This window comes from Reyranella sp. (assembly GCF_036558665.1).
Lineage (GTDB): Bacteria > Pseudomonadota > Alphaproteobacteria > Reyranellales > Reyranellaceae > Reyranella.
Genome location: NZ_DATBFE010000158.1, coordinates 1 through 13,193, shown reverse-complemented (window position 1 = coordinate 13,193; position 13,193 = coordinate 1). Strand labels below are relative to the sequence as shown.

Genomic DNA, 13,193 nt, shown 5'->3' with positions numbered 1-13,193 from the left:
AGGCGACGGATCGACGGACGTTCGTTGGACGCCGGAAAAGCTCTGGAGGCGGTTCACCCCCGTCACACGATGCCCCTCCTCAGCCGCGAGAAATCGAAGGCCCTCGCGCGTTCGCGCAGCACCGGCTGGGCGAAGGTCAAGGCGAAGGCGTCGGCATCGTCGGGCGAATGGCCGAGCTTCGCCTTCACCTGCTCCTTGGGCTCGAGCAGGAGCTGGTCGCCCCTGAAGCCGTAGGTCGTCTGGGTGAGCGCGGCGGCAAGCTCGGCCACGCCCGGCGTGTCCCGCGACGGCAAGGCACCGCCCGCCTTGATCCACTCGACCGCGGCGAAATACATCTCCGAGCGCTTGTTGGCGAATTTGGCGGCGTCGCTGGCGGAGGCCGCGAAGCCGACGCCAATCGGCCGGTGGTTGAGGAGCCGGAGATTGTCGATCCACGCCGCGCCGAAGCCGCCGGTGTCGTCGATGAAGCAGGCGTCGGCCTGCCAGTCCGTCCAGGTGCGCGCCACCGCGCCGGCGCCCTGCGGGCCGTCGAGGTTGCGGAAGCGGATCGGCGCGAAGGCCTGCAGCCCCTGGCGCGGGAAGATCACCGATGCGTCGTCGCCGAAGCGCGCGACGTCGACGCCCAGCACGCGCGCCGCCTCGCCGTAGGAGGCCGGCTCGTGGCGCCGCTCCATCGCGTCGGCGATCTCGTCGGGTCCGATCAGGGCGTTGAGCGAGCCCGGCGGGAAGCGGCCGAACACGTTCACCAGCACCCATGGGTTGTCGCGGCCGTATTTGCGGATCTGCTCGCGCGCCCACTCGGCCTTCACGCGCGGCGTGCGCCTGGGATCGTCGGGATCGGCCGTGATCTCGGTCAGGTGCCACAGCGCGCGCTCGGAGGTGCAGGCGCGCCACAGGGGACCTTCGAGATGCGTCGGGTTGCCAGCCTGCAGGATGTGGCCCTCCACGCAGCTCGACAGCGCCGCCTCGGCCGATGCCATCACCGCATCGGGAATGCCGCCGGACTCGTCGAGGATGAAGAGGACGTAGTCGGCATGCAGGCCGGCCAGCGCCTCGCCCTGCTGGCGGCGGTCGGCGCTGCGCGCCCAGGCGCGCGCCGACATCCACCAGGTCTCGGGGAAGTCGCGCGCGAAGATGCGGCCCCTGGTCCATTCGAAGGCGGCCTGCAGGAGCGGCGCGCGCTGGCGCCACTTCGCCATCTCGGCCCACAGATTGTCGGCGAGGTTGTCGGCCGAGATCGAGATGGCGGCGATCTTGGGATGCGGGCGCGTCACCAGGAAGTTCCAGGCGAGCCACGCCTCGACCGCGGTCTTGCCCGGCCCCTTGCACGCCTTCATCGCCAGCCGCTGATGATGCGGGAACGCCGCCAGCACCTCGTCCTGCCAGGCGTCGGGCGTGACGCCCAGCACCTCGCGCACGAAGGCCGGCGGCTTCTCGCGCCACAGCCGGAGCCTGTCGGCTGCCGCCTTCATTTGTCGGGCTCGGCGTTCGCCTTGATGCTCGCCAGCACCAGCGCCTCGAGCGAGAGCGCGCCGTTCGCGCCGCCGCCCGCCTCGCCCCAGATTTGCGGCAGCGCTTTGGCGAGCAGCCACTTGCGCGTCTCGATACGCAGCCGCGAGCGCTGGATCGCCTCGGCGTCCGTCCGGGTCCTTCCCTTGTCGTCGACCGCGCTGTCAGCCGACGGATCGTCGGCGATCTCCAGCAGTTCGTCGGCGAGCGTGGCAAGGCCGGTCTCGCGGGCACGCCTGATCCTGGCGGCGAAGGCCGGCCGTTCGGTCGCCCAGCGACGCACCACCGTCTCCCCGGGCAGCGCCGGATCGCGGCAGATCGCGCGCAAGGTCTCGCCCGCCGCCAGCCGCGCGCAGATCGTGGCCGCGATAGACGGCGTGAGTTTCGCCGATTCGCGTCTCAGGGGGCGTCCCGCCTTCCGCTTCGCCATGCCGGCGATATGCGGAAGTTGGGAAGCGCGACGTCAAGCGTTGAAAAGCTTCTCCGCCCGATCAGGAGCGGCGCGCGCTGTCGGCGACGAAGCCCATCGACGTCAGCGTCGGCGGCGTATAGGCCTCGGCCTGGGCGCTGTCCGTGGTCGGGACCAGGACCTGTTCCAGCGTGGCCGACAGCGCGGTGGTCGCGCCGAGGCCGGCAATCATCCAGATCGCGAAGATGGTGAAAAGCCGCATGATGCACCCCAAGTTTCCTGCCGGCCCGGCGGCGAACCCCTTCGCCCCCTCGCCGGCTCCCACACTCAAATCCACGGCCGCCGGGACCCCTCCCGCTCGGCACGGCCCATTCTATAGCCCAGCGCTCTGTATCATGTGTTTCCGCCGCGACCCGGTTTGGTTTCAATCGCAACAGCAGGCCGGACGGATGGTCACTTCTGCTCTTCGGCGTCGGTCTCGTTTTCGTTGTAGATCACCTCGGCCGATTCGAGCATGTGCCACAGTTGATCCGACGATGCCGCGTCGGCCCTGGCGAAGACGACATGCACGCCACCGTCCGGCGTCCGCCACGGCTTCACGATCAGGCTTCGGCTGTCGATCGACCGCGACAGGTCCTCGAAATAGACCAGCGGCTCGTCGCCCGCGATGTAGCCGCGCGCCTTGAGCGCGGCGAGCGCGCAGCCGACCAGGTTGCGCGGCACCAGGCAGGCCCCCAGCTCGTCGGAATGGGCCGGCACGTAGAAGGTGAAGATGAACGAGCTCAGCTTGCCGGCGGAGTTCTGCAGCCCGCGGATGACGCCGTAGCCGGCGCCCTGCCGTTCCACGGCCGCTTCCATCGGCACGACGCGCCATCCGTCGGGAATGCAGAGCTCGACGTTGAGCTCGTGAAGGCGCGCGACCTTCATCTTCGGCAGCGGTTGGTCGAGCGGTCGTGCCGCAATCAACGTGCCGTGCGCATAGAGCTCGGCGCGGTATTGGCCGCCGGCCAGGCAGTCCTCGATGCCCGAATAGGCGTGCATCTGCGACTGCCGCACGGTCAGCATGCCGTCGCGCACCGTCGCACCGTCGTCGCTGTTGCGGCCGAGCCTCACCGGCCGGGAGATCCTTTGCAGCGTCCGCCACGAGTTCCAGCCCGGCTCGAGGCGTGACCAGACGAGCCAGAGATCGTCGGCCTCGGCATCGACGCCGCGCACCCGGGCGGTCAGGTGGTTGGCCGTCACCGATACGCTGAAGTCCTGCTGCGGAATTCCTTTCGCCACCGGCGTCTGCGCGTCGGCGCGCGGCCTGGCGAGCAGCGTCCGCTTGATGTCGGCGATGGCGCCCGTCAGGTCTGCGCAGTCGAACTTCGCGCCCATCGCCGCGTCGTTGTCCTGGCAGCGCAGTGCCTTCACGGTCTCGAGGTCGGTGAGGGCCGACGCCCGGATGGCGTCGCCCGACTGGTCGTTCAGGCCTTTGCGGTAGGCCTGCCGGGCGGTGTCGAACTGGCCCCGCGCCAGCCGGACGAAACCCAGATTGAAATAGAGCAGCGTGGCCTCGTCAGGGCTCGCCAGCATGCGCCCCGTCTCGATCAGATCGATCGTCTCCCGGGCCACGGACTCCGCCTCGGCGAGCGTCGCATCGTCGTGGCGGATCAGCCCGTCGAGAGCGGTGTCGTAGGCGAGGTCGCTGCGCTGGCCCGCCGGCAGGTCGAGGCCGCTTTGCCGCAGCAGCGCCCGTGCCGAGCGCGAGCCGTCGATCTTGCTCAGGAGCTCGTCGCGGACCGGCAGGCTGATATAGGGCTCGTCGAAGTCGAGCGACCCGAGCACGAAGCGGACATCGGCGAGCTTCAGCCGGGCGTGCGCGAAAGTCGGGTTCAACGCCAGGGCGCAGGCGAAGTACTTGCGGGACCTGCGCAGGTCCGTGGCGTCGGAGCGGTATTCGGCCAGCACGATGCCCACCGAATAGAAGTACGCGGCGAGCTCGTGCGCGCGGCGCGTCCCGTCCGAGAACGCCGAATGGACCGCGGGACACTCGTTGTCCGCGAGGATTTCGGACACCTTCTTCGGCGTCTCCCCGGCGATCCCGGCGAGGCGAAGCATCGGATAGGACACGTAGAGGCTGGAGCCGATGCCGACGCAGGCGAACATGATGCCGGCCGTGAGCAGCACGTAGCCGCTGCGGGTCGGCTCCATGGCCAGCGCCTGGCCGAGGAAATAGAGCGAGATGGCGAAGATCGTGAGCGCGGCCAGGAGCCTCGTTGCAATGTCGCGCCACGACACGCTGACGCTGCTGTCGAGATCCCATTGCGCAAAGGCCTCGTAGGCATTGCGGCCTCGCTCGTCGCGTTCCCGGCCCGGCTTCTCCTTCTCGACCGGCTCGAACGTCGGGATGCGCAGGAAGTGCCAGAGCAGGCGGTTGGGGAATCGCGGGTCCTCCTCGACGCTGAGCGTCGGCGAATCCATGATGAAGTCGAGGTTCGCGAACTGACCCTTGTAGGTGCCGAGCTCGTGGGCGTGGCGCTGCTCCTCCTCGCCGTACCTGCTCTTCATCGCGTCACGGGATTCGGACAGCTGCAGACGCTGGTGGGTCAGCGCAAGGCGCACGCGACGCTCGACCGCGCCGGCCACCTCGCGCACCACCTCGCTCTGCCGGGCGGCGAACAGCGAGGTCCGGATGACCATCTCGGCCGCCGCTTTGCGCGCTTCCTCGGCCGCTGCGTCGGCATGCGTGTTGGCCACGCTGTAGCCCCAGCCGACGGCTGCGCTCAGGAACACCGTCACCGCCACCAGGATGATGGTGACGATGCCGAACCAATGCTCGATATGGTGGCCCAGGATCGGCGCCCTCAGCGCCGCGCGCTCGAAGCTAAGCTCCTCCGAATGGACGCCGCCCTCGCCCTTCTCCGGATGGACCCAGCCGCGCCGCTCGGCATAGGCCACCGCGAAGTGGAGGCCGAGCCAGAGGACGGGCGTCGCCACCAGGCCGCCGAGCAGCCACGGCCAGACCGCGCTGTCACCGAACAGCAGGACGACCGCGACCGCGACCGCGCCCATCGCGAGGCCGGCGCCGAGGAAAACCCATTTCAGCGCCCGCCATCGTGCCTTGGCGCTCGCGTCGGAGACCGTGAAGAGGGTGAGCGCCAGCACGAAGGCGGCGACGGCCAGGGCGAAGGTCCGCACGTGCGCGTGCAGCTCCTCCAGCCGATCGCGGGTCTCGCACCAGAGATGGGACAGCTCGAGGCCGGACGATGGCCGGCACGACGCCGAACCCGCCGGCTCCGATGTCGCGCGGGCCGCGGCGTCGCTCGCATCGAAGTGGACGAAGCTGCCGAAGCCGAGCCGGGCAAGCGACCCGGCCACGCGCAGGTTCTCCTCGTCGGTCGAAAGGCTGTTCGAGGCGAACTCGTAGCGCACCAGCCTGACCGCGCGGGCGGCGGCAAACTCCTCCTGCGCGCGCATGCCGAACCATGCAGCCTCCTCGGTCCGTCCCTCCTCCCGCGCCAGCGCCGCGCTTCGCGCCAGCGCCTGGCCTTCCCAGCGCACCGCGTTCTCGCGCGTCGCCAGGGCCGACGCCGATGCCTTCTGGGTATGGAGCTGCTGGCGCGTGCCGACCTCGATCAACTGGCCCTGGGCCAGCCTCTCGGCGATGACGATCGAGTCCTGTTCGGTGTGGGCGCCGCGATAGGCCGTCACAGCGCCCAGCACGGCAAAGATCACCATCGCCAGCACAGTCCACTGGCGCAGCCGCACCTTGCGCAGGCTGGTCGGCAACGGCCAGCGCCATGCGCTCACGCCTTTGTGGAGCGCGTGCCGCGCTCGCCCGATCCCCCGCCCGGTCATGGTGCTTCCCCCTCACCCGGCCGGGTCGATGATGCCCGAAACACGCGCTGTTTCAACATCTCATCGGAGCGCGGCGCGCCGGCGCGGCCCGGTAAACAGTAGAGCCCGAACCGTCTCCGGCCGGGCCCAAGGCTAAAGGGGGTATCGTTTGCTTGACGCCGAACGCGAGTGTGAGGGGTGGGTCGCGTTCCTGCCGTCTGCGCGGCCTTGCCGGCATTGAGACGGGCCGGGCCGCGAAGTTCAACGGGCGTCTGCAACTTCCCTGTGGAGAACCGGTTGCGGACCAGCGCGCGTTCGCTATCGGACGCTCGCGACCCTCGCCTGCCGCACCTGTAACCCTTCCGACCGGCCTGACGGCCACGCGATCGCGGCCGCCCGGCGGGGCGGTTTTCGGACGCAACCGCTCGCCCGGGGCCAACGTTGCTGGGACAAAAGGTGCCGTGCGGTCCCGGTCGGCTTACCGGCGGACCTGAGGAGGCCGCTTCGCGAGGGGCGGCCTTCCTTCGAAAGCGCCGCGCCAGAGGCGAGGACGAGGACGATGCCTTCCGACGACCCCGGCCCCGGAAGCCGGGTCCTGATCGTGATCAGCGACATGCAGGTGCGCACCACCGTCGCCGATTATCTCCGTGAATGCGGCTCGACCGTGGTCGAGGCGCGCGACGCCGAGGAGGCGCTGAAGCTCAAGCGTCCGACCGACTACGACGCGGCATTCATGGAGCTCGACATCCCCGGTCCGATGGACGGCTTCTCGCTCGCCCAGGCGATCCGTCGCGAGCGGCCGGGGACGCCGGTCGTGCTCACTCTCGATGCCGATCACGCCGAACGCGATGCCGTCAAGCTGAGCAATGTCGTGCGCGGCCTCGACAGGTCCTTCAATCAGCTCGCGCTGGCGCAACGCCTGCGCCGCGTCCGCGCCGCGCGCCGCTAGCTCCCGCCCTGGCCGCGCTCCTCGATCTCGCCGAGCAGCATGTGCTCCAGCTCGTAGGTCGCATCGCCCAGCATGTCGTCGAGATAGTCCTGCACCGCCGCTTCGACGTCGCGCGCCGCGAGCCCGTGCCGGTCAGCGAGCCGCTCCAGCATCTCGCGAATCTCGGCCCGGACCGCGAGCTTGTCGCGCTCGAGTGCGTCGAGCCGCTCCCGCGGGTCGCGGTGGCTCGTGAGGGTGCCGATCGCCCAACCGGCCGGCAGGGGAAGTTGCACGCTCATCGTCACGCCGCCCGCCGGCGCGCCGGCTTCTTGGTGCGCGTGCGCCGCTCCGCCGACGCCGCGCCGCGGCTGCCGCCGCCCTTCAGGCTGTTGCGCAACGCCTCCATGAGGTCGATGACCTTGTCGTCGTTGGCGGGCTTGGCCGGACGCACCGGCTTGTGGCCCTTCTTCTTCTCCTCGATCAGAGCGCGCAGCGCGTCCTCGTAGCGGTCGGTGAATTCGGACGGATCGAAGTCGCCCGACTGCTGGTCGATGATCTTCTCGGCGATGTCGAGCATCGACTTGTCCGCCTTGGGCAGGTCGGGATGCGGGATCTGGTCCATCGCCCGCACCTCCTCGGCCGTGCGCAGCGTCGTCAGCACGAGGCCGTGCGCCTCGTTCTCGATCGCGCAGATGCGCTCGCGGGTGCTCATCACGAGGCGGCCGAGCGCCACCATCTTCTTGTGCTCCATCGCCTCGCGGATCACCGCGAAGGCCTCGATGCCGGTCTTGCCCGCCGGCACGAGATGGTAGGGCACGTCCCAGTAGAGCCGGTCGATCGAGGCGCGCGGCACGAACTTCTCGATGTCGACCACACGCGTCGATTCGAGCTTCACGCTCTCGAAATCCTCCTTGTCGAGGAGCACGTACTCACCCTTGGCGATCTCGAAGCCCTTCATGAGCTCGCCGCGCGAGACCTCCTCGCCCGTCCCCGCATCGACGGTCTTCATCCTGATGCGGTTGTTGGTCTGCGGGTTGATCAGATTGAAGCGGACGGTCTCCGCCTCGGTGGTGGCCGGATAGAGAGCGACCGGACAAGTCACGAGCGAAAGGCGCAGATGGCCTTCCCACGACGGCCTCGCAGCCATGGCAGAACCCCTCCAAAGATCCCTCGTCCACAGGACTGTACACCGCGAAAACGCCGTACCCACAGCGTTAGATGCGTTGTCAAGATGTTGCGGGCCGTTCTCGTTTCGGCCTCGCAATGCCTAGCGACGAAGCTGCGACAAAGGAACGTGGCGCGCCCTGGAGGTCGGGCGGCCGGCATTCATTCGGCCGCCGCTGGCAGGAGCGGCGGCGGCGGCGCGCGACCGTCAGTAACGGCGCGATGCGTCGGCGAAACCCGTCGGCGGCGTTGCCGGCGGCGCGTAAGCCGATATCCGCGCGCTCTCATCGGCATCGACGGCGACGTGCTGCAGCGTGCCCGCGACCAGGCCGGTCGTGACGAGACCCGCGATCACCCAGACCGCGAACACGATCATCAGGCGCATGGCGCGAACCCGATCGATGACGCAAGTCGGAGGGACCGGCCGAACCGATCGGCCGGATGCGCGCGAAGAACCTGCGCGCGAGCGATCAACGTCATGAGACACCCCAAGCTTTCATTGGGCAGCCAAGGGCGAACCCCTTCGCCCCCGGCAGCCCCCTCCGCCCTTGCCTCGCGGCGCCGGCGAAACCCACACACCAATCTCACGGCCCACCGGGACCCCTCCCGATCGGCACACCGCGTCTATACACCAGTCCTCCGTAACTTTTGTTTCCGTGCCGGGGTCGTTTGGTGTCAATCGCAGCAGCGGCGCCTGATCGGGCCTCGCGATCACGTCGCCATCACGCGCCGATCACGCGCCGATCACGCGATTGTCGCAATCGCTTCGGCACAAGCTTCGGGCGTGCCGGTCCGATCACGCCTATCTTCACGATCGGGCAGGTCGCAACGGCGCAGTGGGTAGGGCCGGATGTCTCCTTTGCAGAGCATTCCACAGGACCGCGCGGCATTCGACGACGTCTCACCGCTGATCGGCGGCCTGGTCGTCAATCTCGCGCTGTTCGAGCTCGCCCTGAATGCCGTGGTCGGCACGATCTACCATCGGCTGGACGGCGAGCGGATCGAGCGCGACATTCCCGTCAGCCTGACCAAGCGGCTCGCCTTCGCGGCCAAGGCGGCGCGACGGCTGCCGGATCTCGCGTCCGAGCGCGCCGTGCTGCTGGCGATCGTCGAGGAGGCGACGCGGCTTTCCTCGCTGCGCCACGACATCGTGAACGGCTACCTCGCCGAGTACGACGCGGCCGGGCTGCGCCCGATGCGCTTCGCCCGCATGCGCACCGATCGCGGCACGCGGCGGACCGAGGAGATCACGCTTCGACGCATCACCACCGACGATCTCGCCCGCGCCAGTGACGACGCCATCGAGCTCGCCAGCCGCACCGCGCTCCTGTCGAAGCGGCTTCTGGCGGAACCGCCGGCCGGCGACGGCGGCGCCATCGCGTTGTCGTAGAACCGCGGCAGTCCGGCCGCGCCGTCGCGCGCCTTGCCTCATTGCCTTTTGGATTCGGTTCATCGACAATCGGGCTTCAAATGATCTCGCGTAGAAGAGTCATCGGGGGATTGGCCGGATTGACAGCGCCGGCCTTGGCCGGCTGCGGGGCGCGACGCCAGACGGCATACCCGGTTCCTTCCAACACCGCTCCCTCCTACGCCCCCTCGTCCTACCCGTCTCAACCGGCAGCGCCCGCGGTCGCCGGCCTCGATGCGGTGATCGACATCAGCCACATGGTGGAGGTCGGCGACTTCGCCTCGATCCGCGGCAGCAACATCCTCGCGGTCGTGCACAAGGCGAGCGAGGGCGGCGACTGGTTCGATCCGTCGTACGGTATGCGGCGGCAACAGGCCGAGGCTGCCGGCCTGCTGTGGGGGGCCTACCATTTCGGCACGCGCCAGTATTCGGGGCAGGATCAGGCGGCGGCATTCCTGGGCGCCGCGCAGCCCGGGCCGACGACCCTGATGGCGCTCGACTTCGAGCCCAACGATCCCAACCCGCGCAACACCATGACGCTCGACCAGGCCGAGGCGTTCGTGCAGACGATCTGGCGCGAGACGCGCCGCCTGCCGCTGATCTACACCCATCCCGCTTGGGCCAACGGCGAGCCCTATGGCCGCAAACGCATGAGCCTGCCGCAGCCGATCGCGCCGGGCTCGCTGCTGGCGCGTTGCGACCTCTGGCTCGCCGACTATCGCGAGCAGCCCGAGGTGCCTTATGCCTGGTCGGACCGCGGCTGGCGCCTCTGGCAGTACGCCGCCAACCAGCAGGAAGGTGACGGCGCCTACGGCGAGCCCGCTCGGACCGTGGCCGGCGTCGACCATTGCGACCGCAACCTGTTCGCGGGCGACGCCGCCGGCCTCTACCGCTTCTGGAACAGCCGAAGCAGCAGCGTGTAGGCCCAAAGGCGGCCGCGAGCCGGCGGCCGCCACCTGCCGCTGAACCAATTGATACAATTGCCCGAATGGCTGGGCAGCCGCCCCCTGCCTAGACTCCCTCGTTTCGCGCCTCGGGGGAGAGCGGATGCTGTACGAGCTGAAGGCGGCCCGCCTCGAGCCGCTGCAATCGAGCCGGGATGAGCGGCGGCCGGGCCTGTTCACGCATCTCGGCTCGTCGGTCGCGCTGGTGCTGGGCTTCTTCGGCCTGTTCGGCGAGCTGGGCTCGGAGTTCAAGGGCGCCGAGCCATCGGGCATGATGGTGGGCGCACCGATCATGATCCTGGGCGCCCTCGCCTACCGCTCGGCCAAGAAACGGGCCCTCGGCGAAGTGGCCTCGGGTCCGGCGCGCTGGCTGTTCGAGGGCGCGACGATCCTGCTGATCCTTTTCCTGCTCGCCGCGCAGCCGAACGTGAGCACGCTGATGGCGACCGATCCCGGGCCCTATTTCGTGATCCCCCTGTGGGCGCTCACCGCCTACCTCGTCGCGGCGGCGAAGGCGATGGTGCGGCGCCGGCGCTGACGCCGGCCGCCCGATCCCCGCGCCCGGTCATCCCGCCGCGCGCGGGCTCGTGGTTTGGCCATCCTCCTCGACGAGGCGGATTCCGGTCGCCGTGATCGCCACGCTGAGCGGCGGATGGCCCGCCGCCCTGAGCCAGCTCGACTGCACGGCCAAGGTGATCGCCTGGTCGAGCCGGATCTGGTCCACCCTCAACCCGAGAGCGTTGACGCCGACCCAGCAGGGCGGCTTCCTGTCCCGCGTCGCCTGGTGCACGGCGCGCAACACGCGCAGCACCAGGGGCGGAGGGTTGCGTTGAGGCGTCCTCGCCATCGACCGCCAGCGTATCCGGTTTCGCGCCCGGACCCCAGCCCGAACGGCGCACCGGGATTGGCGGCGTCAGACGTCGTGCGGCGCGCAGTCGGGCGGCAGCGCGGTCTTCGGCTGCTCGCTCCAGCCGTCGAGCACCAGCCCGTCGAAGTCGATCAGGCCACCGCCCTGGTCGCGGGCAAACCGGCCATAGGCCGGCGCCCAGTCGGGCGACCAGGCGATTGTCACCCCGTTCGCCCGGTCGTGAACGAAGCAGGGTTTCGAGGGATCGAATCGATTCATGGGTTTCAGGTTCATGGCCTAGAAACGCCCCCCGCGATCGAAAAGCTGCGCCCCTCAAAAGGGTGAGGTCGCCGCAGGCTCATTGGCAAGGGCAAACCGCCGACTTCACGGCACTGTGCGTGGGCTTCCGGGGCCGGCTGGTCGCTTGGGCAGGCAGAGCAAGGGGGCGTAGAGGCCGGCGAAGCCGAGGAAGGCCGCGGCCCAGGCGAAGGCCGCGACATGAAGGAGCGTGATGCTCCAATCCGGCAGCAGCGCCGCCGCGATGCGTGCGACGGCGGCGAGCGCGGCGAGCCCGTAAACCGCCTGCAGGCCGGGCGAGGCGGCCAGCGGCCGTCCGGCATGGCCGAGGCTGGCGCGGCTCATGACGGCGAGCGTCATGATCCCGATCGCCCCCACGGTCCAGGCATGCACGCCCGCGCTCGACGCGATCAGCCCGAACGCCGCCAGCGCGGCGAGCCCGAACCCCAGCGGCACGAAGCCGAAGCCGACATGCAGGATCACGACGAGACGGTCGGCGACGGTGCGTTCGCCGGCCCAGCGCGCGAGTCGCACCGCGTTGGCGAGGGCGGCGGCGACAAGCGCGACGCCGGTCGCCCGACCGTCGGGATGGATCGCCCACAGGAGCAACGTCACGGCGCTCAACGCCATGCAGCCCATATCGAGGCGATCGAACGACGCCGGCAGCCGGCCCGGATCACGCCGCATCAGCCAGTTGCGCGTGAAGCTCGGCACGATGCGACCGCCGACGACCATGATCAGGAAGATGACGAGGCCGATGCCGAAGCGCGTCGCATACTGCGCGCGGCCCTCGAGGTGCGCCTCGAGATGAAAGGCGAGATTGGCGATCGCCAGCAGCGACAGGAGCGCCACGATCTTGAGATTGCGCCAGTTCTTGCCGGAGAAGATCTCGCGGGCGACGGCGGCGGCCATCAGGGCCAGGAAGGCCACGTCGATGGCCATCGCCACCAGCCAGCCGATCTCCGCCGACAGGCCGACGGCGATGCGGCCGGCCAGCCAGACCACGACCAGTCCGAGCAAGGGCGCGCCCTGCAGCGGCAGGCGGCCGGTCCAGTTGGGGATTGCCGTCAGCAGGAAGCCGGCGACGATCGCGGCGACGTAGCCGAACAGCATCTCGTGCACGTGCCAGTCGAGCGGCGAGAAGGAGGTGGTGAGCGACAGCTCGCCATAAAACATCGGCAGCCACGCCAGGACTTCGAGTCCCGCATAGGCCGAACCGAGCAGGAAGAACGGCCGGAACCCGTAGGAGAGCACGGCAGGCCCGTCGTAGGGGCGCAGTCGGGGAATCTGGGCCATATCGGGACGAGGGACCGCCTGGCGCGTCTCAACCTTGTTTCAAAGCATGAAGCAGGACCAGCATCCTGGCGCCCGCTGCGCATGGTTCATATCAAATCACAGCTCCGTCGTGCGCGACAGAATGGCGCTCCGCGCATCAACGCCGCGCGCACGATTTTGCTTCCGCCGCGCGGCGCACCATATCCACTGGACGACGTGGGGAGACACAGGCCATGCGCACCACGAAGCGTCCGCGCAATCCGCCCCCGAGATCGAGCGCCCATCTGGACCGACTGCTCGACGAGGCGCTGCAACAGACGTTCCCGGCGAGCGATCCGGTGGCCATTGCCGTCGATCGATTCCCGGAACCGGGAATGCGCGCCAGGGAGGTCCTCATGGCGAAGACGTTCAAGGTGGGCGACCACGTGAGCTGGAATTCGGAAGCCGGCCGCGTGCGTGGCCGCGTGGTGCGAGTGCACACGAAGGACGTGAACTACAAGGGATACGTCCATCACGCGAGCACGGACGATCCGCAATACGAGATCAAGAGCGACAAGACCGACCATGTCGCCCTGCACAAGGGCCGGGCCTTG

The 13,193-nt window shown here is 69.2% G+C and carries 15 protein-coding genes; 5 read left to right on the top strand and 10 right to left on the bottom strand.

All coding sequences use genetic code 11. The features are described from left to right. Positions 1-62: 62 nt before the first annotated feature. The 4 genes from VH499_RS23115 to VH499_RS23100 all read right to left on the bottom strand — a co-directional run bounded on the left by VH499_RS23115 (position 63) and on the right by VH499_RS23100 (position 5,758). Entirely contained in the window at positions 63-1,472 is a 1,410-nt protein-coding gene (locus VH499_RS23115; protein WP_332055125.1) for a hypothetical protein, read from the bottom strand. Further along, entirely contained in the window at positions 1,469-1,939 is a 471-nt protein-coding gene (locus tag VH499_RS23110) for a terminase small subunit protein (protein WP_332055124.1), read from the bottom strand. Before VH499_RS23110 ends, VH499_RS23115 begins: the two co-directional genes overlap by 4 nt. A gap of 61 nt (positions 1,940-2,000) precedes the next feature. Further along, on the bottom strand, positions 2,001-2,180 hold the full coding sequence (locus VH499_RS23105) for a hypothetical protein (RefSeq protein WP_332055123.1): 180 nt from the start codon (positions 2,178-2,180) through the stop codon (positions 2,001-2,003). Positions 2,181-2,371: 191 nt separating this feature from the next. Continuing rightward, positions 2,372-5,758, bottom strand: a complete 3,387-nt coding sequence (locus VH499_RS23100; RefSeq protein WP_332055122.1) for a hypothetical protein — start codon at positions 5,756-5,758, stop codon at positions 2,372-2,374. A gap of 538 nt (positions 5,759-6,296) precedes the next feature. On the opposite strand from VH499_RS23100, the gene VH499_RS23095 reads away from it, so the two are divergent. After that, positions 6,297-6,686 (top strand): response regulator, encoded by a 390-nt coding sequence (locus VH499_RS23095; RefSeq protein ID WP_332055121.1) that lies wholly within the window; start codon positions 6,297-6,299, stop codon positions 6,684-6,686. On the opposite strand, the gene VH499_RS23090 is transcribed toward VH499_RS23095, so the two are convergent. The 3 genes from VH499_RS23090 to VH499_RS23080 form a co-directional block, all read right to left on the bottom strand. Next, positions 6,683-6,964: a hypothetical protein gene (locus tag VH499_RS23090; protein ID WP_332055120.1), complete on the bottom strand. Its 282-nt coding sequence runs from the start codon at positions 6,962-6,964 to the stop codon at positions 6,683-6,685. The two genes, VH499_RS23095 and VH499_RS23090, sit on opposite strands and share 4 nt — an antisense overlap. A gap of 2 nt (positions 6,965-6,966) precedes the next feature. Further along, entirely contained in the window at positions 6,967-7,812 is an 846-nt protein-coding gene (locus tag VH499_RS23085; protein WP_332055119.1) for a Ku protein, read from the bottom strand. Positions 7,813-8,037: 225 nt separating this feature from the next. Then, positions 8,038-8,214, bottom strand: a complete 177-nt coding sequence (locus VH499_RS23080) for a hypothetical protein (protein WP_332055118.1) — start codon at positions 8,212-8,214, stop codon at positions 8,038-8,040. Between the two features lie 465 nt (positions 8,215-8,679). Between VH499_RS23080 and VH499_RS23075 the strand changes: the two genes are divergently transcribed. The 3 genes from VH499_RS23075 (at position 8,680) to VH499_RS23065 (ending at position 10,719) form a co-directional block, all read left to right on the top strand. After that, positions 8,680-9,219 carry a hypothetical protein gene (locus VH499_RS23075; protein ID WP_332055117.1) on the top strand — a complete coding sequence of 180 codons (540 nt, stop codon included), beginning with the start codon at positions 8,680-8,682 and terminating at the stop codon, positions 9,217-9,219. Between the two features lie 119 nt (positions 9,220-9,338). After that, positions 9,339-10,160, top strand: coding sequence for a glycoside hydrolase family 25 protein (locus tag VH499_RS23070; RefSeq protein WP_332055116.1), 822 nt, complete (start codon positions 9,339-9,341; stop codon positions 10,158-10,160). Between the two features lie 124 nt (positions 10,161-10,284). Further along, on the top strand, positions 10,285-10,719 hold the full coding sequence (locus VH499_RS23065; protein WP_332055115.1) for a hypothetical protein: 435 nt from the start codon (positions 10,285-10,287) through the stop codon (positions 10,717-10,719). Between the two features lie 27 nt (positions 10,720-10,746). Here VH499_RS23065 and VH499_RS23060 read toward each other — a convergent pair whose 3' ends face one another. From VH499_RS23060 to VH499_RS23050, 3 genes are all read right to left on the bottom strand, one after another. Then, complete coding sequence (locus VH499_RS23060; RefSeq protein WP_332055114.1) at positions 10,747-11,028, bottom strand: hypothetical protein; 282 nt, start codon at positions 11,026-11,028, stop codon at positions 10,747-10,749. Positions 11,029-11,094: 66 nt separating this feature from the next. Next, a complete protein-coding gene (locus VH499_RS23055) occupies positions 11,095-11,307 on the bottom strand; it encodes a hypothetical protein (protein ID WP_332055113.1) in 213 nt (70 codons plus the stop codon). Between the two features lie 105 nt (positions 11,308-11,412). Beyond that, positions 11,413-12,621 (bottom strand): NnrS family protein, encoded by a 1,209-nt coding sequence (locus VH499_RS23050; protein ID WP_332055112.1) that lies wholly within the window; start codon positions 12,619-12,621, stop codon positions 11,413-11,415. Between the two features lie 374 nt (positions 12,622-12,995). Here VH499_RS23050 and VH499_RS23045 point away from each other — a divergent pair. Next, positions 12,996-13,193, top strand: a 198-nt coding sequence (locus VH499_RS23045) for a DUF2945 domain-containing protein (RefSeq protein WP_332055151.1), incomplete at its 3' end; no start/stop codon positions are given.